This window comes from Sphingomonas trueperi (genome assembly GCF_011927635.1).
Classification (GTDB): Bacteria; Pseudomonadota; Alphaproteobacteria; order Sphingomonadales; family Sphingomonadaceae; genus Sphingomonas; species Sphingomonas trueperi.
Window position 1 is genome coordinate 130,492 of sequence record NZ_JAATJB010000012.1, and the last position, 21,631, is coordinate 152,122.

Annotated in this window: 18 protein-coding genes; 13 read left to right on the forward strand and 5 right to left on the reverse strand. The window is 68.9% G+C overall.

The genetic code is table 11. The annotated features are described in order from the left end of the window. Positions 1 to 44 precede the first annotated feature (44 nt). The 7 genes from pyrE to GGR89_RS17120 all read left to right on the forward strand — a co-directional run bounded on the left by pyrE (position 45) and on the right by GGR89_RS17120 (position 6,635). Positions 45 to 629 (forward strand): orotate phosphoribosyltransferase, encoded by a 585-nt coding sequence (gene pyrE / locus GGR89_RS17090; protein WP_125975965.1) that lies wholly within the window; start codon positions 45 to 47, stop codon positions 627 to 629. After that, entirely contained in the window at positions 626 to 1,354 is a 729-nt protein-coding gene (locus tag GGR89_RS17095; RefSeq protein WP_125975963.1) for a pyridoxine 5'-phosphate synthase, read from the forward strand. Before pyrE ends, GGR89_RS17095 begins: the two co-directional genes overlap by 4 nt. A gap of 178 nt (positions 1,355 to 1,532) precedes the next feature. Then, on the forward strand, positions 1,533 to 1,946 hold the full coding sequence (gene acpS, locus GGR89_RS17100) for a holo-ACP synthase (protein WP_125975961.1): 414 nt from the start codon (positions 1,533 to 1,535) through the stop codon (positions 1,944 to 1,946). Then, on the forward strand, positions 1,946 to 2,836 hold the full coding sequence (gene lepB / locus GGR89_RS17105; protein ID WP_125975958.1) for a signal peptidase I: 891 nt from the start codon (positions 1,946 to 1,948) through the stop codon (positions 2,834 to 2,836). The genes acpS and lepB overlap by 1 nt, the downstream gene beginning before the upstream one ends. After that, on the forward strand, positions 2,833 to 3,930 hold the full coding sequence (locus GGR89_RS17110) for an AI-2E family transporter (RefSeq protein WP_125975956.1): 1,098 nt from the start codon (positions 2,833 to 2,835) through the stop codon (positions 3,928 to 3,930). The genes lepB and GGR89_RS17110 overlap by 4 nt, the downstream gene beginning before the upstream one ends. 4 nt (positions 3,931 to 3,934) lie before the next feature. Then, complete coding sequence (maiA, locus tag GGR89_RS17115) at positions 3,935 to 4,576, forward strand: maleylacetoacetate isomerase (protein ID WP_125975954.1); 642 nt, start codon at positions 3,935 to 3,937, stop codon at positions 4,574 to 4,576. Next, complete coding sequence (locus tag GGR89_RS17120) at positions 4,569 to 6,635, forward strand: TonB-dependent receptor (RefSeq protein WP_125975951.1); 2,067 nt, start codon at positions 4,569 to 4,571, stop codon at positions 6,633 to 6,635. Before maiA ends, GGR89_RS17120 begins: the two co-directional genes overlap by 8 nt. Here the strand turns inward: GGR89_RS17120 and GGR89_RS17125 are convergent. Both GGR89_RS17125 and GGR89_RS17130 read right to left on the reverse strand, forming a co-directional pair. After that, complete coding sequence (locus GGR89_RS17125) at positions 6,620 to 7,714, reverse strand: glycosyltransferase (protein WP_125975949.1); 1,095 nt, start codon at positions 7,712 to 7,714, stop codon at positions 6,620 to 6,622. The two genes, GGR89_RS17120 and GGR89_RS17125, sit on opposite strands and share 16 nt — an antisense overlap. Beyond that, entirely contained in the window at positions 7,715 to 7,915 is a 201-nt protein-coding gene (locus GGR89_RS17130) for a hypothetical protein (protein WP_125975947.1), read from the reverse strand. Here GGR89_RS17130 and GGR89_RS17135 point away from each other — a divergent pair. From GGR89_RS17135 to GGR89_RS17145, 3 genes are read left to right on the forward strand one after another with little or no spacing between them, the layout of a single operon-like run. Then, on the forward strand, positions 7,914 to 8,828 hold the full coding sequence (locus tag GGR89_RS17135; RefSeq protein WP_125976090.1) for a hypothetical protein: 915 nt from the start codon (positions 7,914 to 7,916) through the stop codon (positions 8,826 to 8,828). The two genes, GGR89_RS17130 and GGR89_RS17135, sit on opposite strands and share 2 nt — an antisense overlap. Beyond that, positions 8,825 to 9,343 carry a DUF2141 domain-containing protein gene (locus GGR89_RS17140; protein WP_125975944.1) on the forward strand — a complete coding sequence of 173 codons (519 nt, stop codon included), beginning with the start codon at positions 8,825 to 8,827 and terminating at the stop codon, positions 9,341 to 9,343. Before GGR89_RS17135 ends, GGR89_RS17140 begins: the two co-directional genes overlap by 4 nt. A gap of 8 nt (positions 9,344 to 9,351) precedes the next feature. Continuing rightward, positions 9,352 to 10,554 carry a glycosyltransferase gene (locus GGR89_RS17145; RefSeq protein WP_125975942.1) on the forward strand — a complete coding sequence of 401 codons (1,203 nt, stop codon included), beginning with the start codon at positions 9,352 to 9,354 and terminating at the stop codon, positions 10,552 to 10,554. Here GGR89_RS17145 and GGR89_RS17150 read toward each other — a convergent pair. Further along, positions 10,488 to 12,038: a hypothetical protein gene (locus tag GGR89_RS17150; RefSeq protein WP_125975940.1), complete on the reverse strand. Its 1,551-nt coding sequence runs from the start codon at positions 12,036 to 12,038 to the stop codon at positions 10,488 to 10,490. The two genes, GGR89_RS17145 and GGR89_RS17150, sit on opposite strands and share 67 nt — an antisense overlap. A 269-nt stretch (positions 12,039 to 12,307) precedes the next feature. On the opposite strand from GGR89_RS17150, the gene GGR89_RS17155 reads away from it, so the two are divergent. Continuing rightward, positions 12,308 to 13,930 carry an alkaline phosphatase D family protein gene (locus tag GGR89_RS17155; RefSeq protein ID WP_125975938.1) on the forward strand — a complete coding sequence of 541 codons (1,623 nt, stop codon included), beginning with the start codon at positions 12,308 to 12,310 and terminating at the stop codon, positions 13,928 to 13,930. A gap of 132 nt (positions 13,931 to 14,062) precedes the next feature. On the opposite strand, the gene GGR89_RS17160 is transcribed toward GGR89_RS17155, so the two are convergent. Together GGR89_RS17160 and pepN are read right to left on the reverse strand one after the other, a co-directional pair. Then, the gene (locus GGR89_RS17160; protein ID WP_125975936.1) at positions 14,063 to 15,571 is read right to left on the reverse strand and encodes an ABC1 kinase family protein; all 1,509 of its coding nucleotides are present in this window, start codon (positions 15,569 to 15,571) and stop codon (positions 14,063 to 14,065) included. After that, complete coding sequence (gene pepN, locus GGR89_RS17165) at positions 15,571 to 18,159, reverse strand: aminopeptidase N (protein ID WP_125975934.1); 2,589 nt, start codon at positions 18,157 to 18,159, stop codon at positions 15,571 to 15,573. Before pepN ends, GGR89_RS17160 begins: the two co-directional genes overlap by 1 nt. A gap of 191 nt (positions 18,160 to 18,350) precedes the next feature. Here pepN and GGR89_RS17170 point away from each other — a divergent pair, with 191 nt between their 5' ends. Together GGR89_RS17170 and GGR89_RS17175 are read left to right on the forward strand one after the other, a co-directional pair. After that, positions 18,351 to 20,003: a M28 family metallopeptidase gene (locus GGR89_RS17170; RefSeq protein WP_125975932.1), complete on the forward strand. Its 1,653-nt coding sequence runs from the start codon at positions 18,351 to 18,353 to the stop codon at positions 20,001 to 20,003. Positions 20,004 to 20,009: 6 nt separating this feature from the next. Further along, positions 20,010 to 21,614, forward strand: a complete 1,605-nt coding sequence (locus GGR89_RS17175) for a M28 family peptidase (RefSeq protein WP_125975930.1) — start codon at positions 20,010 to 20,012, stop codon at positions 21,612 to 21,614. The last annotated feature ends 17 nt before the right edge of the window (positions 21,615 to 21,631 follow it).

Genomic DNA, 21,631 nt, shown 5'->3' on the forward strand with positions numbered 1-21,631 from the left:
CCACTTAAAGGATCGTTCCACCGTTGACTTCAGGAGCCCAGACATTGACCGGAGACGCCATCCTCGACGAATTTCGCGACGCAGGTGCGTTGCTTGAGGGGCATTTTATCCTGTCTTCGGGTTTGCGCTCTCCCGTATTTCTCCAGAAGATGCGGATCTTCGAGGACCCGGTCCGCACCGAGCGGGTGTGCGGCGCGCTCGGCAAGCTGATTCGCGAGACCTTCGGCGAGGTCGACATCGTCGTCTCGCCCGCGATCGGCGGCATCATCCCCGGCTATGAGACGGCGCGCGCGCTCGGCTGCAAGGCAGTGTTCGTCGAGCGCGAGGACGGCGAGTTCCAGCTGCGCCGCAGCTTCGAGATCCCCGAAGGCGCGCGGGTGGTGATGGTGGAGGACATCGTCACCACCGGGCTCTCCTCGCGCGAGTGCATCGCGGCGATCCGCAAGCATCCCGGCACGCTGGTGGGTGCGGCCTGCATCGTCGATCGCTCGAACGGCAAGGCCGATGTCGGCGTGCCGCTGATTTCGCTGACCAAGCTCGACGTGCCGGCCTATCCGGCGGACCAGCTGCCCCCCGAGCTGGCGGCGATCCCGGCGGTCAAGCCCGGGAGCCGGGCGATCACCGCATGACCGGCAGGCTGCGCCTCGGGGTCAATATTGACCATGTCGCGACCGTGCGAAACGCGCGCGGCAGCGGCTATCCCGATCCCGTGCGCGCGGCGCTGCTCGCGGCCGAGGCGGGGGCGGATGGGATCACCGCGCACCTGCGCGAGGATCGCCGGCACATCACCGACGGCGACATCGCCCGGCTGGCGACCGAACTCACCGTGCCGCTCAACCTGGAAATGGCCGCGACCGAGGAGATGCTGGCGATCGCGCTGAAGCACCGTCCGCACGCCGTGTGCATCGTGCCCGAGAAGCGCGAGGAGCGGACGACCGAGGGCGGGCTGGATGCCGCCGGTATGTTCGACCTGCTCGCGCCGATGGTCGCCAGGCTGCGCGACAATGGCAGCCGTGTGTCGCTGTTCATCGAGCCCGAGGCGCGCCAGATCGACGCGGCGATCAGGCTTGGTGCGCCCGTGGTCGAGCTGCACACCGGCCGCTATGCCGAGCTGGAAGGCGAGGATCTCGCGGTGGAGCTGAAGCGGCTGTCCGACGCGGCGGCGCTGGCCGCGCGCAACGGCATCGAGCCGCATGCGGGGCACGGCCTCACCTTCGACAACGTGGTGCCGATCGCCGCGATCCCGCAGGTGATGGAGCTCAATATCGGCCATTTCCTGATCGGCGAGGCGATCTTCGATGGCCTCGGGCCGGTGGTGCAGCGGATGCGCGCGCTGATGGACTCGGCGCGGTGAGGTTTTCCTTCAATCCTCCCCGGCACGGGGAGGGAGACCACGCCGAAGGCGTGTTGGAGGGGCCGCCGCGCAGCAGCGGTAGATCCTGCGCCTTTCGGGACACCGCGTCTCCGGCGCGGCCCCTCCACCAGTCGCTGCGCGAATGGTCCCCCTCCCCGTGCCGGGGAGGAAGTTTGCCGTGATCCTCGGTCTCGGCTCCGACCTCTGCAACATCGAGCGGATCCGCAATTCGCTCGATCGCTACGGCACGCGCTTCGAGCAGCGCGTGTTCACCGAGGTCGAGCTCGCCAAGGCCGCCAAGCGCCCGCACAATTACGCGCCCACCCTCGCCAAGCGCTTTGCGGCCAAGGAGGCATTTTCCAAGGCGGTCGGAACCGGGTTCAGCCGGGGCGTGTTCATGAAGGATATCGGCGTGGTTAATGCACCGTCTGGCGCACCCACGCTCGCGCTGACCGGCGGGGCCAAGGCGAGACTTGACGCCATGACGCCACCGGGACACGTGGCCAAGGTGCACCTGACGCTTACGGACGACATGCCCTGGGCGTTCGCGATGGTGATGATCGAAGCCGTGCCGGCGGAAAAGGAAATGTAATGGGGGCGGACGAACTGGCGTTGAGCAGCAAGCGGAGCGAGCGACGCCAGAGCGCTACACGCCAGGGTACCGATTGGTGGGCCGAACTGCGCGGCCTCGTTTGGCTGGTGCTGGGGGTGCTCGCCTTCCACAGCCTGATCGCCAAGCCCTTCTACATCCCCTCGGAATCGATGCTCCCCACGCTGCGGGTGGGCGACCAGCTGATCGTCAGCAAATATCCCTACGGCTATTCCTTCGTTACGCCGACCTTTCATCTGCTGCCGCCGATCCCCGGGCGCATCCTCGGCCGGCTGCCGGCGCGCGGCGACATCGTCATCGTCACCCCGCCGCAGCACAGCACCGACTATATCAAGCGCGTGATCGGCCTGCCCGGCGACACCATTGCCGTGCGCGACGGCATCGTCTGGCTGAACGGCAAGCCGGTCCCGCGCGAGGCGCTGGGCGAGCGGCTGGTGCCGATCGACGGCAACACCCGCTGCGATCCCGATCCCGAGCGCGGCGGATCGATCTTCTACGAGGGCCGCCGCGTCGTCCACCAGGGCAAGGCCTATTGCAGCCTGACGCTGTTCCGCGAGACGCTGCCGAACGGCGCCAGCTATGACATCGCCGACCTGGGCGACTCCGCCGGCGACAATTTCCCGCCGACCGTGGTGCCGAAGGACCATGTGTTCCTGATGGGCGACAATCGCGACAACAGTGCCGACAGCCGCTTCAGCCTCGAACAGGGCGGGCTGGGCGGGCCGGTGCCGTGGGAAAATATCGGCGGGCGCGCCGAGTTCATCACTTTTTCGCGCGACGGCTCGTCGACATGGAACCCGCTGACCTGGTTCACGGGTTTCCGCGGCGATCGGTTCGGCATTTCGCTGCACCCTACCCACGAGGAACAATGAGCAACGATCCGCTGGAATCCGCGCACGTCCGCGTCGTGCGCGAGCCGGGCCCGAACGAGTTTCGCGACCCCGCCACCCGCGCCGAATTCAGGAAGGCCACGGTGTGGCTGGGTCTGGCGGTCGGCATCGCGCTGATCGTGCTGCTGGTCCAGCCGCTGCTGATCATCTTCGCGGGGCTGGTCTTCGCCTCGATGCTCGATGGCGGCGCGCGGCTGCTCGGCAAGGTGCTGCCGATCCCGCGCGGCCTGCGCATCGGGCTGGTGCTGCTCCTCGTCTTCGCGTTCTTCGGCCTCGTCTTCTACCGTACGGGCATGCAGATCTCCGAGCAGGCCGAGCAACTACGCACCACGCTGGAGGCGCAGGCCAATCGCGTCGCGCGCTGGGCCTCGGACATGGGGCTGATGCCCGGCCGTTCGGACATCAACGGCATGCTGCGCGAGGCGCTGGGCTCGGTGGGCAAGCTGACCAGCGCGGTCGGCACCGCGATCGGCGCGGTGACCAGCATGGTCATGATCCTGATCCTGGGCCTGTTCATCGCGCTGGAGCCGCGCATCTACGAGCGCGGGCTGCAGTGGATGGTCCCGCTCGACCAGCGCCACGCCTTCGCGCACATGCTGGGCGGCATGGCGACGACGATGCGACGGCTGCTGGCCGGGCGCCTGCTCGGGATGCTGTTCGAAGGCGTGCTGACCTGGATCCTGCTGAGCGTCGCGGGTGTGCCGATGGCGCTGCTGCTCGGCATCATCACCGGCGTGCTGGCGTTCATTCCCAATGTCGGCGCGATCATCTCGGGCGTGCTGATGGCCGCCGTGGGCTTCAGCGCCGGCCAGGAAACCGGCATCTGGGCGATCATCATCTATTTCGCCGTGCAGAATTTCGACGGCTATGTGGTGATTCCGATGGTCGCCAAGCGTACCGTCGACCTGCCGCCGGCGCTGACGCTCTCCTCGCAGATCCTCGCCGGCACGCTGTTCGGCGTGCTCGGGCTGGCGCTGGCCGATCCGATGGTCGCGATGATCAAGGTGGCCCTGGAGAGCAACGCCCGGCTCAACGGCAAGAAGCCGAAGCGCGACGGCGACTCCGAAAAGGACTGAGCCGATGCTCGTGCTGCACGACTATTTCCGCTCCTCGGCGGGGTATCGGGTGCGGATCGCGCTCGCCCTCAAAGGGGTGGAGCATGTGCGGCACGAGGTCCCCTTGCTGGAGAACGCCCAGCGCAGCCCCGCGCATCTCGCGCGCAACCCGCAGGGGCTGGTCCCCGCGCTGGAGGCGGACGGCCGCGTCTTCACCCAGAGCCTGGCGATCTTCGACTGGCTCGACGCGCGCTATCCCGAACCGCGGCTGATCCCGGCCGATCCGGATGCCCGGGCCGACGCGCTGGCGCGGGCGATGGTGATCGGGATGGACGTGCATCCGATCAACAATCTGCGGGTGATGCGCCATCTGGAGCATGGCGTCGGCGCCGATGCCGCGACGCGCTCGGCCTGGACGGCGCACTGGATGGCCGAGGGTTTTTCGGCGCTGGAGGCGATGGTGCGCAACTCCGGCGGCGACGGCCCGTTCCTCGGGGGTGCCGCACCCGACATCTCCGACTGTTTCCTGGTCCCGCAACTGTTCAACGCCCGGCGCTTCGCCGTGCCGCTGGATGCCTATCCCCTGCTGCTGCGCGCCGAAGCGGCGGCCGTTTCCCATCCGGCTTTCGTCGCCGCCCATCCGGATACCGTCGCACCACATGCTTGAAAAACTGGGATGCGCGGTTGCCGCGCTGTGCGTGGCGGCGCCTGCGGTCGCGCAGGATCGTTCGCAGGACGAGATCGTCGTCACTGGCCGCGGGCTCGACGTGCCGCCGGGCGATGCCGCCTATGCCGTGGTGACGATTGACCGCGCCCGGCTGGCCGACACCGCCAGCAACCGGATCGAGGACGTGCTGGCCGATGTCGCGGGGCTCGCGCAGTTCCGCCGCTCGACCTCCACCTCGGCGCATCCGACCAGCCAGGGGATCACGCTGCGCGGGCTGGGCGGCAATGCCTCGAGCCGCGCGCTGTTGCTGCTCGACGGCGTGCCGCAGACCGATCCGTTCGGTGGCTGGGTGCCGTTCCCGGCCTATATGCCCGGCCGGCTCGCCGGTGTGCGCGTGACGCGCGGTGGTGGCAGCGGCTTTGCCGGCCCCGGAGCGCTGGCGGGCACGGTCGAGCTGGAGAGCGGCAGTCCTACCGAGCTGGGCTCGCTGAACCTTGGTGCTTTCTACGGCAGCCGGAACAGCGTCGACGCCAACGCCGTCGCCGCGGTGCCGGTCAGCGGCGGCTTCTTCACGGTCGCGGCGCAATATGGCCGCAGCGACGGCTTCGTGCCGATCGTGAAGCCCGGCCGTGTCGATCGCGCAGCGCCCTATGAGCAGGCCAGCGTCGCGGTGCGGGGCGTCACCGACATCGGGGGCGGCACCGAACTCCAGACCAATCTCTCCGGCTTCACCGACCAGCGCGACCGCGGCACCGCCTTCACCGGTGTGCTGAGCAAGGGCGCGGACGCCAGCGTGCGCCTCGTCCACCGCGGCAACGGGCAGAAGGGCGAATGGGGCTGGTCCGCGCTCGCATATCTCCAGGTCCGCCAGTTCGAGAGCGGTTTCGCCAGCATCTCCGCCGCGCGCGACACGGTAAGCCCCGTCGTGCAGCAGGAAGTGCCCGCGACCGGCATCGGCGGCCGGATCGAAGTCGCCCCGCCGGTGGGCGGGGGCGTTACGCTGCGGCTCGGCGGCGACCTGCGCCGCGTCTCGGGCGAGACCCGCGAACTCTACACCTTCGTCGGCACCAGCCCCACGCGGCGGCGGATCGCCGGCGGCGCGAGCCTCACGACGGGCGGCTTCGCCAATGCCAGCTACACCAGTGGTGGCTGGACGCTCGATGCCGGCGGGCGCCTGGACCATTGGACGATCCATGACGGTAGCCTGTTCGAGGCGCCGCTCGCCGCCGGCCCGGTGCTGACCGACACGCGGTACAGCAACCGCCATGGCTGGGAGCCGACCGGGCGGCTGGGTGCCGCCTATGCGATGGGCCCGGTGACGCTGCGCGCGGCCGGCTATCGCGGCTGGCGGCTGCCGACACTCAACGAACTCTACCGCCCGTTCCGCGCGGGCGCCGACGCCACCGCGGCCAATTCGGGTCTCGATCCCGAGCGGCTATGGGGCGGCGAAGTGGGCGTCGACCTCCGGCCCGTGCCCGACCTCGTCTTCCGCGCGACCGGCTATTTGAACCGGCTCGACGGCGCGATCGCCAACGTCACGCTGTCGCGCGGACCGGGGACCTTCCCCGGCGTCGGCTTCGTCTCGGCGGCGGGGGCCTATCGCCAGCGACAGAATCTCGAAGCGGTCGAGGCCAAAGGTATCGAACTGGACGGCCACTGGACGCTCGGCGCCTGGAGTCTCGCCGGTTCCTGGGCCTATGCCGACAGCCGCGTCCATGCCTCCGGCGCAGCCACGTCGCTCGACGGGCTGCGCCCGGCGCAGACCCCGCGCTTTCAGGGATCGGCGACGCTCGCCTGGCGCGCGGCGCTGGCCAATGCGTCGGTGACGGCGCGTTATGCCGGGGCCCGGTTCGAGGACGACCAGAACAGTGCCGAGCTCGATTCGGCCTGGACCGTCGATGCGACGCTGGGCGTGCCGGTCACCCGCGCGCTGCGGATCGAAGGCCGCGCCGAGAATCTGTTCGATGCCGAAGTGCAGGCGGGGATCAGCGGCGGCAACGTCATCGAGCGCGCGACGCCGCGTACGCTGTGGATCGGCCTGCGCTACGCGATGCGCTGACGGGCGAGCCGGCTGAACAGCGCGAGATAGTCGCCGACGGGATCACCTTCGTCGGCGCGAGGGGCTGGACGGGGCCGGCCGGGCACGAGCCAATGGTCGAGCGCCGCGACCAGCGCATCGCCATCCTCGCGCGGAACCACGGTGCCGAGCGCCGGCGAGTCGATAAGTTCGCGCACCGCCACGCTCGCCTCGGTCGCGACCACCGGCGTGCCCTGCGACAGTGCCTCGCGGACCACGCCGGGCACGCCTTCATAATCCGAGGTCAGCGCCGCCACGGTGGCGTGCTTCAATGCCGGGAGCGGATCGCTGACATGGCCGGGCATCGTCACCCGGTCGGCGAGGCCGAGCCGCGCCACCTGCGCCTCCAGCGGCGCACGCGCGCTGCCTTCGCCGAGCAGCAGCAGCCGGATCTCCGGATCGGCGAGCCGCGGCAGCGCATCGATCAGCCGGTCCCAGCGCTTCTGCGCCTCCAGCCGGCCGACGCCGACGATGTAGCGTGCGTCCGGCAGCGCGATCGGCGCGGCATCGGCGATGCGCTCGGCTGGCGGGTTGGCGATCACGCTCACCCGATCCGCGGGCAGGGCCATCTTCGCCATCGCCTCGCGCGCCATCGCCGGGGTCATCGCCACGACGTGATCGAGGAACCGGGGGTGCCAGCGGAGCCAGCGGTTATAGCCCCACGCGACCATCCGCCACATCTCGTGCCGCACCAGCGCATTCGACACCTTGGCGATGATCGGCGGGCAGTCGCGGCCGAGGCGGAGGCGGATCATCGCGGCGGCGGCGGTGTAGTAGTTGCCCGGGCAGAACACCACGTCGGGATCGACCTTGCGGACGACGCCGGGCAGCCGCATCAGGATCGGATAATGCGGGCTGCCCAGCTCGATCAGCTCGATGCCGGCGGGGAGTTCGGCTGCCAGCGGCCCCTCGCACGCCCCCAGCACCAGCGTTACCCGATGTCCCCGTTCGCGCCATCCCGCGGTCATGCGCAGCAGCGCACGTTCGACGCCGCCGCCCTGCAGAGTCTCTGCGAACGCCAGGATGTGGAGCGGCGTGGAGGGGGGGGAGCGGTACAGCATCTACTTGCGGTTTGCCTTTCTAAAGCCCAAATCGCTGCCGGAATAAACCGCAATGTGTTGGGAAAGCCTAGCGTCGCGCGACGCGACCCGGATGGGGAAGCCGTCGAAACGCGGGAAGTGAGTGAATGTTTCGGTCTTGTCGGTGGCGCTTTTGAATGGATTGAACAGGCAGGCTGGGGAGGCTTCGGTGAACACGCGCATGGCCGAAGCCGCGATTCCGGCTGCACCCGATCTTGGCGGCCTTGAGCCCGTCGAGAAGATCAAGCGTCGCTGGCCGATGTGGCTGGGCGCGGGTCTCACGCTGCTGATGGTGGCGGGGCTGGCGCGCGAGCTGTTCGGCGGCGGGCTGACCGGGCTGGCGCGGGCGATGCCCACCAACCCGCTCTTCTACCTCGTCTTCGTGCTCTATTATCTCGGCTCGCCGACCTTCGACTACATCATCTTCCGTAAGCTGTGGCGGATCCCGATTGACGGGATGATCGCGCTGCACAAGAAGCGGATCGCGAACGAAGTGCTGCTCGGCTATTCGGGCGAGGCCTATTTCTACGCCTGGGCACGGCAGCGCACCCAGATGGTCGCGGCCCCCTTCGGCGCGGTGAAGGACGTGACGATCCTCTCGGCCATCGCCGGCAACGCGATGACGCTGGCGGTGGTGGCGATGGCACTGCCCTTCGGCATCGACCTGCTGAAGCCCGCCGAGTTCAACACGCTGATGGGCTCGGTCGCGCTGATCTTCGCGATGTCGCTGCCGTTCCTGATCTTTTCCAAGCGGGTCTTCTCGCTGCCGCGCGGCGCGCTGTGGTGGGTGTTCGGGATCCACTGCATCCGCATCATCACCAGTTCGGTGCTGATCGCCTTCGCCTGGCATTTCGCGATGCCGCAGGTCTCGATCGGCATCTGGCTGCTGCTGTCGGCGGGCCGCCTGCTCGCCTGGCGCCTGCCGCTGGTGCCGAACAAGGAACTGCTGTTCGCCAGCTTCGCGATCATGATCATCGGCCAGGGCGAGGCCTTGTCCGAACTGATGGCGCTGATCGCCGGCCTTTCGCTGGCCGCGCACATGGTCCTGATCGCGGGCTTCGGCCTGCACGCTTTGCTCACGAGGAAAACCGCATGACGCGCACCGCCCTTCTGGCCGCGACACTGCTTGCCGCTGCCGCCGCGCATCCGGCCACCGCGCAGACGCTGGGCGAGGACGCCGGCGCCTGCACCAGCGGTCGCGGCCCGGCCATCCAGGCCGAGATCACCGGCCTCAAGGATCGCAGCGGCCGGTTGAAGCTGGAACTGTATCCGGCGACCGAGGAGGATTTCCTCAAGGACGACCGGGACCTGGCCAAGGAAGGCAAGACCTTCCGCCGCATCTGGGCCAACACGCCGCCCTCGGGCCCGGTGATCCTGTGCATCCGCGTGCCGGCCCCCGGCGAATATGCGGTGCTGTTCACCCATGACCGCGACGGCAAGAACAAGTTCAACTTCTGGTCGGACGGTGCCGGCTTCCCGTCCAACCAGCGTCTGGGCCGCAGCCGTCCCAAATTGCGGCAGGCGATGGTGCGCGTCGGGAACGGAGTGACTACGGTGAACATTCGGGCGCAGTATCTGCGCGGCCTGGGAGGGTTCAGCCCGCTCGATTGAGGACCAGCATGCGCATCGTCGACGTCAACGAGTTCTACTCTCCCACCGGCGGCGGCGTACGCACTTATCTCGATCGCAAGATGGGCCTGATGGCCGATCTGGGGCACGAGCTGATCGTCGTGGCGCCCGGTGCGGAAAATGCAGTGGAGGAGCGCCCCGGCGGCGGCGCGATCCACTGGATCAAGGCCCCGCCGCTGCTGCTCGATCGCAATTACCGCATCTTCGTCAAGGACGAGCCGGTCTGGGCCGCGCTCGATCGGCTCAAGCCCGACATCGTCGAGAACAGCTCGCCCTGGCTCCCTGCCTGGACGGTGGGGCGGTGGCAGGGCGATGCGCTCAAGGTCTATTTCGCGCATGGCGACCTGGTCGGCACCTATCCGCAGCGCTGGCTCGACAATGTCGCGACCCCGCTCCAGGTCGAGCAGGCGTTCGGTTGGTATACCAAGTATATGGCGCGGTTCCTGGCGCACTATGACGCGTTCGTGACCAACGGTCCCGCGCTTGCCAAAAGGTTCGAACGGCGCGGGCTCAAGGTCGATGCCTCGGTGCCGCTGGGGATCGACCGGGGCTGGTTCTCCCCCGATCTGCGCGACGAGAAGCTGCGGGTGTCGCTGCTCGCGCAACTGGGCCTGCCGCCCGAGGGGCATTTGCTGCTCGGGCTCGGGCGCCAGCACAAGGAGAAGCGCTGGCCGCTGGTGATCGAGGCGGTGGAGGCTGCCGCGAACGACCTGCCGGTGGGGCTGATGCTGCTCGGCGACGGGCCGCAGCGCGCGCAGCTCGAGGCGCTGATCGCCGACAGCCCGCACATCCGCATCTTCCGCCCGGTCTATGACCGACTGCGGCTCTCGCGCATCATCGCGAGTTGCGATGCGCTGATCCACGGTTCCGATGCCGAGCCGTTCGGGCTGGTCGCCTGGGAGGCGCTCGCCTCGGGCCTGCCGCTGATCGGACCGGACGAGGGCGGGTTTGCCGAGATTGCCGAGCCGCCCTTTGCCGAGACCTATGCGGCGCGCGACACGCTGTCGGCGGCGGATGCGATCCGCCGGCTGTTCGCGCGCGACCAGACGATCCTGCGCCATGCCGCGCGCGTGGGCGCCGCCAAGGTGCGCAGCGACGCCGATCACGCCGCCGCGCTGATGGACTATTATGCCGGCTTGCTGGCCGCCCGGCGCGGCGGTGCGGTGGTCGAGGACATCTCGGGCGCGGCATAGACGGTGGTCGGCACGGTGCCCATCCAATAGGTGCCGCGCGACGCATAGCCGAGGCGGTGGAGATAGCGCTGCACATGCGCGCGCACCGCCAGCCGCTCGCCGCGGAACGGCGTGCGCATCACCACCACCGCCGGGCGCTGCGCGAAGATGCGGTCGACTTCGGCGATCTGATCCACTCCGAGCGCGCCGTTTTCGCGCTCGCGCGACAAATGGCTGGGGAACAGCCAGGGGCTCAGTGCGCAGCGGCCGGTGGCGCCGTAGAGCATCGAATCACCCGACTGGACGTAGAGGCAGCCCGGCCCCCGGCCGATGGCGTCGGCGATCGTCGCCAGCTGGGCGGCGCTGCCGCGCTTGGCTTGGGCGGCGAGCACGCAGATCGTGCCCGCGATCAGGGCCACCGCGAGGAGGACGGGGGCGACGATGCGGCGGCCGATCCGGTCCTGCGCAAAGAAACCGGCGCAGCACAGGCTTCCCGGTACCATCGCCGGCAGCGCATAATGCGGGAACCAGGAGCCGAATACGAGCAGTCCGACCATCGCCGCGACCAGCCAGCCGAGCAGCAGCCCCTCGGCGGCGGAAGGGCCGCCCGCGCGCCGCATCCGCGCCCAGCCGAGGCCGCTCAGCACCAGCAGCGGCGCGAGCGGCACCATCACTTCGAAGAAGGCGCCGACCAGGTCGATGAACGGGTCGCTGCGGCGGTCGAGGATCGAGCCGAAATTGGCATAGGCCCAGGCATCGAAATGGCCGAGCCAGGCATAGGCGCCGGCGGCGAGCAGTGTCGGCAGCATCGCCATGCCGGCATAGCCGAGACCGCGCCGGGCGACATGGTGGAGGTTCGCACCGAGCACCGATTCGCGGCGCAGCAGCCACAGGCCGAGGAACAGGCCCTCGAACAGCACGGTGTACTTCACCTGCAGCGCCAGCCCGATCAGCAGCATCGCGAGCAGGTTGCGCCCGATGCGGACCGGATCGCCATCGCGATCGTCGGCGCGCGGCAGCAGCAGTGCGACCGCACCCATGGTGAGCAGGTTGTAGAAGACCGGCGCCTGACCGCCCTGGCCGTCCGCCACGTTGAGCATCAGGATGTAGAGCAGGGCAGCCGGCAGCGCGCCGGCGCTCCAGCCGACCCGGTCGGCCGTCCGTGCGATCATGCCGGCGGTGAGCACCACGCAGGCGAGCGCCATCAGCTGATAGGTGAGGATGCCCCAGGGCATGCCCAGCGCCGCCGCGGGGGCATAGAGCAGGAACAGTCCGACGGGCTTGCGATCCCAAATGTCGACGAAGGGTAGCGCGCCGTCGAGCAGTCGCTGGGCGGTGACCCAGTAGAATTGCTCGTCCACCGCCACCAGCGGATTGCCGAAGGTGACGGCGCGCACGGCGACCGCCGTCGCCAGCAGCGCCATCCAGCGTGGCAGGGCTGCTGCTGCCGCGGCGAGCCCGGCTTTCGGCTCGGCAATGCCGAGGGAAGCGATACGCGTTGCCATCAGCGGGCGATGCTGCGCGCCAAGGAGGGTGGAGCCGCAGTCATGCGGCGAGGCGACCGGGCGAGGCCCGGCGCGGTTGGGAATGCCTTCACGTGCGCCTTCGTCTCCGTGCCGCCGGCGGTCTTCCCGCTCGGCAGGGTGCGTTCCCCCAGTTGTCACGCCCCAAAAACCCGATTCGCCGAAATGCCTAGCCTAGCTTTGCGTCGCTGTCACGAACACGACACCTAGCCGCGGCAGGGAGCGGCCGACCGAACAAGGGACGCGACAAGATGACTCTCCGACTCGACCGCCGCGCGCTGCTGCTCACCGGAACCCTGGGAATCGGTGCGCTGGCACTTCCCGGCATCGCGCTTGCCCAGGCGACCGCCCGCGGCTTCACCCATTCGGTGGCGAGCGGCGAGCCGGGGCCGGACACGATGCTGCTATGGACGCGCTACGTGCCCGCCGATGGCGGCGCGGTGAAGTTGCGCGCGCAGATCGCCACCAGCGCCGACTTCACCCGCATCGTCGCCGAAGGCGAGCAGATCACCGGCGCGTGGCGCGACCACACCGCCAAGGTGACCCTGGCCGGCCTTTCGCCCGACACGCGCTATTTCTACCGTTTCGTGGCACCCGACGGCAGCTTCTCGCCGGTGGGCCGTACCAAGACCCTGCCGCTGGGCGATGCGCGCCGCTTCGGCATCGCAATCTTCTCCTGTTCGAACCTGCCGTTCGGCTGGTTCAACGCCTATGGCCATGCCGCCGCCCGCGACGACATCGACCTGTGGGTGCACCTGGGCGACTATCTCTACGAATATGCCAAGGGCGGCTACGCGCCGGCCGGCGGCGCGATCGGTGGCCGCTGGCCCGAGCCGGCGGGCGAGATGATCCACCTCGCCGATTACCGCCTGCGCTACGCCAGCTACCGCGCCGATCCCGATCTCCAGGCGCTGCATGCAAACAAGCCGATGCTCGTCCAGTGGGACGACCATGAAAGCGCGAACGACAGCTGGGAAGGCGGCGCCGAGAACCACCAGCCTGACAAGGAAGGGGATTGGAGCGCGCGCAAGGCCGCGGCGATGCAGGTGTTCCGCGAGTGGATGCCGGTGTCCGAGACGCCCTGGGGCAGTTACGAGATCGGCACGCTGGCGACCTTCTTCCGCACCGAGAGCCGGCTGCTCGCGCGCAGCCAGCAGCCCGATGTCGCCCCGCTGTTCAAGGAAGCCGATCCGGTCAAGGCGCTCACCGCGTTCCGCGACGGGGCCTGGCACGATCCGGCGGTGACGATGCTCGGCAGCGAGCAGGAAGTGTGGCTCGACCATGCGATGCGCCGCTCGGTCAAGGCGGGGCAGCGCTGGCAGGTGGTCGGCTTCGGCACGATCATGGGCAACCTCACCACCCCGGCCGATGCGATGGGCTGGCTGGCGCCGGACGCCGATCCGCGCGCCAAGGCCTATGTCCAGGCGGGCGTGCTGGCGGGCAGACTGGGCCTGCCGCTCGGCTATGACAGCTGGGGCGGCTATCCGGCGGCGCGGGCGCGATTCCTGAAGTCGTCGCAGAGCATGGGCGCGAACCTGCTCGTCGTGTGCGGCGACAGCCACAATGCCTGGGCGTTCGATCTCGCGCAGGACGGCAAGGCGGCGGGCGTCGAGTTCGCCGGCCATGCGGTGACCTCGCCGGGCTTCGAAAGCGCGCTCAAGACCGATCCGAAGGTGGTCGCCGCCGCGATGGTCAAGGCGAATCCCGAGCTGAAATGGTGCGACACCAGCCGCCGCGGCTATATGGCGCTGACGCTCACGCCCGATCAGGCGCGCAACGACTGGGTGTTCATGGACACGGTGACCGACCGCAGCCTGAAGGCGAGCGTGGGGCATAGCGCGATCGTGCAGCGCGGCCGGAACGTGATGGGGTGACCTCGTTCCCCTCCCGCTTGCGGGAGGGGTTAGGGGAGGGGCTGACGTGGAGGCTTTTGCTGACGCGTCTTGTTGCGCGAAACCGCCATCCCCTCCCCCGACCGCTCCCGCAAGCGGGAGGGAAGCGAAGGCTTAAGCCAGCCAGAGCGCCGCAGCGATCAGCCCCGCGCCGGCCACTAGCGCCGTCGCGATCCACCCGCCCGCCTTGGTGACCGCCGCTGCCACGCCGGTATCCGCCGCCGGCGCTTCGAGCCGCGCCGCCGCCGCGCGCAGCAGGCGTGGCGCGTCCTCGCCGAGCTCCACCAATGCCAGTGCCAGCGCCGCCGAGCTGGCCGCCATCCGCGCCGGGCCGAAGCGGTTCGCCAGCAGCGCGACCTGCGCCCGTCCGATCGCACCCGACAGGTCGAAACCCGGTGCGATGCGGTCGAGCACGCCGTCCATCGTCACCATCGCCTTGAACACCAGCAGCAGGTCCGGCGGCAGCACCAGCCTTTCCTCGCGCAGCAGCCGCAGGAAATCGGGCATCATCGCCGAGAGCACGAGCTTGCCGCCGCCATGGCGCTGAACAATCGCCTCGGCCGCGCGGTCGATCGTGCGGCGGGGGACGGCATGCCCCTCGCTCCATAGCGCCAGCGTGTCGGCGAGCGCCCGGGCGTTGCCGCCGGTCAGCGCCAGCACGAAGGCGATGAACTCGTCGCGGCGCTTCGGCCCGACATGGCCGATCGAGCCGAGGTCCAGCAGCGCCAGCCTGTCGCCGGGCAGGCAGAGCAGATTGCCGGGGTGCGGATCGGCATGGAAGCGGCCGTTGACCAGCACCATCGCGATCACGGTATCGGCGCCCAGCTCGGCGATGGCTTCGGGATCGATCCCGGCGGCCCGCAGCGCTTCGCCGGATACCGGCTTCACGCCGGCGATATAGTCCATCACCAGCAGCGTCTCGGACGTCCACTGCCAATGGATCTCGGGCACCACGACGCGCGGCGTGTCGGCCATGTCGGCGCGCAGCAGATCGGCGTTGCGGCCCTCGTTGGTGAAGTCGAGCTCCTCCAACAAGGCCTGGCGGAGCTGCCGGGCGAGCGCCACCGGCTCGAACCGTCGCGCCTCCGCGCTGCTCTGTGCGACCAGCGCGGCGAGCTCGCCGATCAGCCGCAGGTCCGCCTCCATCGCCGCGCGGATGCCCGGGCGGCGCACCTTCAGCACCACCTCGCGGCCATCCGCCAGCCGCGCACGATGGACCTGCGCCATCGAGGCAGCAGCCAGCGGCGTCGGGTCGAACGAGGCGAACGCTTCTTCCGGCGGCATGCCGAGCGCGGCTTCCACCTCGCCGCGGATCGCCTCGAAGGGCAACGTCGGCGCGGCGCTCTGGAGCCGTTCCAGCTCGGCGATCCACTCGGGCGGCAGCAGGTCGCCGCGCGTCGCGAGAATCTGGCCGATCTTCACATAGGTGGGGCCCAGCGCCTCCAGTGCCAGCCGGGTGCGGCGGGGCAGGGGCAGGGCACCGGTCTCGGGATCGGCGGCATCGGCCTCGCCCGCAAAGCCGAGCGTCTCCAGCAGCACGCCCAGCCCGAAGCGCGCCGCCACGGCCGCCACTGTCCGCACCCGGGCGGAATCGCGGACCGTGGCGGTGAGCAGCCGGAGCATCAGTCGAGCGACTTGGTGGCCTGTTCGAACATGTCCTTGCTCAGGCCCGGGCTGGCGACGATCCGTTCCAGCTCGCCGCGCATCTTGGCGGCGCGGTCGGCGTCGAAGCGCTTCCAGCGGCCGAGCGGCGGCACCAGCTTGGCGGCAGTCTGCGGATTGAGCTTGTCGAGCGCGATCAGCTGGTCCGCGACGAAGCGATAGCCGCGCCCCGAAGGATCATGAAACGCCCGCTGGTTGATGCTGAACGCGCCGACCAGCGCCCGCGCCCGGTTGGGGTTGGCGAGCGTGAAGTCGGGATGCCTGGCGAGCTTCTCCACCGCCGCAAGCGTGTCGTCGCGCGAAGACAGTGCCTGGGTCTGGAACCACTTGTCCAGCACCAGCGCGTTGCCGGCATAACGCTGGTAGAAGGCTTGAATCGCCTTCTCCCGCAGCGACGACGTGCCGTTGACCAGCGTGGCGAGCCCGCCCTGGCGATCGGTCATGTTGTCGGCCGCGTCGAACTGCGCATAGGCGAGCTCCGCCGCATCGGCCGCGCCGCTGGCGGCGATATAGCCGAGCGCCACGTTCTTCAGGCGGCGCGCGCCCTTGGCGGCCGGCGAATATTCGAAGCGGTTGGCCCGTGCGCCTTCGTACGCCGCGCGCCATTCGGGCTCGAGCAGGTTGCCGAGATCGGCGCGCAAGGCTTCCCGTGCGCGGAAGATCGCATCGGGATCCACCACCGCCATCTGGTCGCCGATGAAGCTGTCCGAGGGGAGCAGCACCGCCTCGGCGATGAAGGCGCGGTCGAGCGACGGATCGGTCAGCGTGTTGCGGACCGCGTCGATCAGCGCGCCATGCTCGCCCTTGCCGGTGGTCACCGCGGCGACTAGCGTGTCGAGCATCAGCTGCTGCATCGCCTCGTAGCGCGCGAAGGGATCGTCGTCATGCGCCGAGAGGAAGGCGAGGTCGGCCGCGCTGCGATTGGCGTCGACGATCACCGGTGCCGAGAAACCGCGGTTGATCGACAGCACCGCGCGCTCGGGCAGGCCCTCGAAGCGCAGTTCCTGCTCGGGCTTGTCGAGCAGCACCAGCTGTTCGTCGGTCAGCGGCGCACCGCTCTTCTCGCCGAACAGGCGGATCTTGAGCGGGAGGACCATCGGCTCCTTGACCGGCTGGCCCGGCGTCGGCGGCACGGTCTGGGCGAGCGCGAGGCGGGTGGTCGCACCGTCCTGCACGAGGTTGGCGGAGACGCGCGGGGTGCCCGCCTGGCTGTACCAGCGGCGGAACTGGCCGAGATCGACCCCGCCGGCCTCCTCCATGCTGGCCACGAAATCCTCGCAGGTTGCGGCGGTGCCGTCGAAGCGATCGAAATAGAGGTCGGTCGCGGCGCGGAACTTCTGCGGGCCGAGGATGGTGGCCATCATCCGGATCAGCTCGGCGCCCTTGTTGTAGATGGTCGCCGTGTAGAAGTTGGAGATCTCGATATATTCGTCCGGACGCACCGGGTGCGCGAGCGGGCCGGCATCCTCGGGGAACTGGCTGGCGCGCAAGCTGCGCACATCCTCGATCCGCTTGACCGCCGCCGAGCCCTGATCGGCCGAGAAGCTCTGGTCGCGGAAGACGGTGAACCCTTCCTTCAGGCTCAGCTGGAACCAGTCACGGCAGGTGACGCGGTTGCCCGACCAGTTGTGGAAATATTCGTGCGCGACCACCGCGGCGATCGCGTCATAGTCCCAGTCGGTGGCGGTGTCGGGATCGGCGAGGATGTAGCGGCTGTTGAAGACGTTCAGCCCCTTGTTCTCCATCGCGCCGAAATTGAAATCGTCCACCGCGACGATGTTAAACACGTCGAGATCATATTCGCGGCCATAGACGTCCTCGTCCCACTTCATGCTGAGCTTCAGCGCGTGCAGGGCGTGGTCCGTCTTGGGCAGGTCGGGCGCGCGGACATAGATGCCCAGCTGCACCTCACGCCCCGACATGGTCGTGAAGCTGCCGGTGTTGGCGACGAGGTCGCCCGCGACCAGCGCGAACAGGTAGCTCGGCTTGGGGAAAGGATCGTGCCACTCCGCCCAGTGGCGGCCGCCCTCGGCTGGCCCTTGCGCGATCGGGTCGCCATTGGCGAGCAGCACCGGGAAGCGCGCCTTGTCGGCGGTCATGCGGACCTTGTACTTGGAGAGAACGTCCGGGCGATCGGGGAAGAAGGTGATGCGCCGGAAGCCCTCGGCCTCGCACTGGGTGCAGAGCATCCCCGACGAGGCATAGAGGCCCTGGAGCTGGGTGTTGCGCTCGGGCGCGATCACCACTTCGGTCTCGATCGTGTGGGCATCGCCGGTGAGCGGGATCACCAGATCCTGGCCGTCCATCCGCCAGTTCTGCGCGGCAACGCCATCGACCTTCACCGATGCGGCTTCGAGCCCGTCGCCGTTCAGCACCAGCGCGCGATCATGCGCGCCGTTGCGGGTGACGTGGAGCGTGGCCCGCACCCGGGTCGCGGCGGGGTCGAGATCGAAGTCGAGCGCAATCTCCGGCACCAGCCAGTCGGGTTGGCGATAATCCTCACGGCGAATGGCCTGGGGGGCTGCGGCGGCGATGCGGGCGTCACTCATACCGGTTCGATATAGGACAAGCCGCCCCGGCTGCTACTCTATTCTCTCGATTACCTTGCTCGAAAACTTCATTCGCGCTTCGACATGCGGGTACGGCAGCGAAATGGCGCGAAGGGGGCAACGGGTGGGAATTGACCGCCCGGGCATCCCTGCTAGGCTTGAAATATTCTTGCGATCCACAGGGAAACCCGATGCTTCGACCGACTGCGCCGCTTGCCCTTCTCCTCGTCGCGGCGTCGCCCGCCCTTGCCCAGACCGTTGCCGAGCGGAACGCCGTCATCTACGCCCCGCTGCCGCCGGAGCAGGCGGCGCTGAAGAGCCATGTGATGTTCCTCGCCTCCGATGCGCTGAAGGGCCGCGAGGCGGGATCCCCGGAGTTCGAGATCGCAGCGGACTATGTCGCGTCGCAATTCTATGCGGCGGGCCTCAAACCGGCGGGCGACGACGGCGGCTATCTGCAGAAGGTGCCGCTGGTCAGCTACAAGCTGGACGGCAGCGGCGCGATGTCGATCGGCCGCGGCAAGGGTGCGCCAGTCACGCTCGAAGCCGGCAAGGACTTCATCGCGGGTGCCAACCCCGAGAAGCCGGAATACAGCGTCACCGCGCCGGTGGTGTTCGTCGGCTATGGCATCGTCGGGCTGGGCCGCGACGACTACAAGGGCGTCGACGTGAAGGGCAAGATCGTCGCCTTTTTCGGCGGTGCCCCCTCCAGCTTCCCCGGCGAAGAAGGCGCGCACTTCCAGAATCCCGCCGCCAAGGCCGAGATCGCGAAGAAGCACGGTGCGATCGGCTATATCACGCTGGAGTCGCCGCTGACCGCCAAGACGCGGCCCTTCGCGATGTACGCGGCCTATGCCAACCGCCCGCGCGTCACCTGGGGCAATGCCGATGGCACCGGCCATATCGCTGCACCGGGCACGCCGGGCCTGGGGCTGCTGAGCCTTGCAGGTGCCGAGAAGCTGTTCGCCGGCGCCAAGACCCCCTGGGCGTCGATCGCCAAGGCCGCCGCAGTCGACGGCGCGACCTTCAAGGCGATCCAGCTGCCGGGCACGCTGACGATCGCGATCAAGACGGCATTGACGCCGATGCCGAGCTTCAACGTGGCGGGCCTGATCGAGGGCAGCGATCCCAAGCTGGCAGGCGAGGTCGTCGTGCTTTCCGCGCATCTCGATCATATCGGCGTGGGCAAGCCCGATGCGAAGGGCGACACGATCAACAACGGCGCGCTCGACGACGCGATCGGCACCGCCTCGCTGATCGAGGAAGCCAAGCGCTTCAAGGCGGCGGGCACCAAGCCGCGCCGCTCGATCCTGTTCCTGGCAGTGACGGCGGAAGAGAAGGGGCTGGTCGGCTCCGACTATTTCGCCAACAACCCCACGATCAAGAACACCATCGTCGCCGACGTGAACCTCGACATGCCGATCATCACCTATCCGTTCGAGGATATCGTGGTTTACGGCGCCAATCATTCGACGCTGGGGCCGATCGTCGCCAAGGCGGCGGCCGAGATCGGCGTGAAGATGTCCGAGGACCCGCTGCCCGGCGAGAATATCTTCGTGCGTTCGGACCATTACAACTTCGTGCGCAAGGGCGTGCCCTCGGTGTTCCTGTGGCCGGGTGCGGGTGGCCCGGGCCGCGCGGCGATCGATCACTTCATGAAGAACCATTACCACCAGCCCTCGGACCAGATCGACCAGCAGCCGGCGATCAACTGGCAGTCGGGCGTGCGTTTCGTCGACGTCAACTTCCGCATCGCCAACGCGATCGCGAATGGTGACGAACGGCCGGTGTGGAACAAGGGCGACTTTTTCGGCCTCACCTATGACGGTCCGGGCGCGAAGTAAGCGCTGGTGAAGCGCGCGCTGCTTGCCCTGCTCCTGCTCGCCGGCCCCGCGCTGGCGCAGCAGGCGCCGCCGCTCACCCCCGAACAGGCGGCGATCAAGGCGCATGTCCAGTTCCTCGCCTCGGACGCGCTGCGCGGTCGCGAGGCGGGGACGCGGGACTATGACGTGGCGGCCGAATATGTCGCCGCGCGGATGCTGGCGATGGGACTGGAGCCTGGCGCGAGTGGCGGCTGGTTCCAGCCGGTCAAGCTCGTCACCTATCGCCCGGCGGAAAAGGCGACATGGACGCTCAAGCGCGGCGGCAAGGACGTGCCGTTCGCCTTCGGCAAGGACTTCGTCAACGAACCGGTGCCCTCGTCGCCCGACTTCAAGGCGGAGGGCGAGCTGGTCTTCGCCGGCTATGGCATCGTCTATCCGCAGGGGAAGCGGGACGACTACAAGGGCCTCGACGTGCGCGGCAAGATCGTCGCGATCCTCGACGGTACCCCCAAGGGCCTGCCCAACGAGGTCAACGCCCATTTCGGCGACGACGGACAGAAGGCGCGGCTGGCGGCGGCGCGCGGCGCCAAGGCGGTGCTGATCGTCGAGACGATCGCGCGCGCCAGGGAGTTCAGCGTCGAGAAGTTCGCGCCCTATTATGCCTATCCGCGCACCGGCTGGGCGGGCCCCGACGGCGTCGCGAATGCGGTATCGCCCCCGGCCCCGGTTGTCGGCCAGGTGAGCCAGGCCGGCGCGGCCAAGCTGTTCGTAGGCGCGAAGCTGCGCTGGGCCGACGTGCTCGCCGCGCAGGCGCGCGGCAGCCGCATGCCGACCGGGCCGCTCGCAGGCACGCTGGCGGTGGCGAGCAAGACCCGGCTGTCGACGCGCGACAGCCACAATGTCATCGGCAGGATCGAAGGCAGCGATCCCGCACTCAAGGCGCAGACGGTGGTGCTGTCGGCGCATCTCGACCACGTCGGCGTCGGCGAGCCGGTGAAGGGCGACACGATCTACAACGGCGCGATGGACAATGCGATCGGCGTGTCGATGCTGCTCGAGATCGCCAAGGCCATCCAGGAAAGCGGCAAGCGGCCGCGTCGCTCGCTGCTGTTCGTAGCCCTCACCGCCGAGGAGAAGGGGCTGATCGGCTCCGACTATTTCGCGCATTTCCCGACGGTCCCCAGGGGGGCGATCGTCGCCGGCGTCAATTTCGACATGCCGATCCTCACCTACCCGCTGGTCGACCTCGTCGTGCTCGGCGGCGAGCGGTCGAGCATCGGTCCGGTGGTCGCCGCCGCGGCCAGGGCCGAGGGGCTGGGCGTCGTGCCCGATCCCGCGCCGGAGGAGATGTTCTTCGTCCGCTCGGACCATTACAGCTTCGTGCGGGCGGGCATCCCCGCGGTGTCGCTCGACACCGGGCCGGGCGGCACCGGCGCGGTGGCGGCGCGCAAGTTCCTCGACGAGAATTATCACAAGCCTTCCGATCAGATCGACCTGCCGTTCGACTGGAATTCGGCGGTGAAGTACAAGCGTGTCGGCCTCGCGACGGTGCAGGCGCTGGCCGATGGCGATGCGCGCCCGCGCTGGAACCACGGCGACTTTTTCGGCACGCTGTTCGGGGGCGGGCAGTGAGCGTCGTTCGCCTGCTC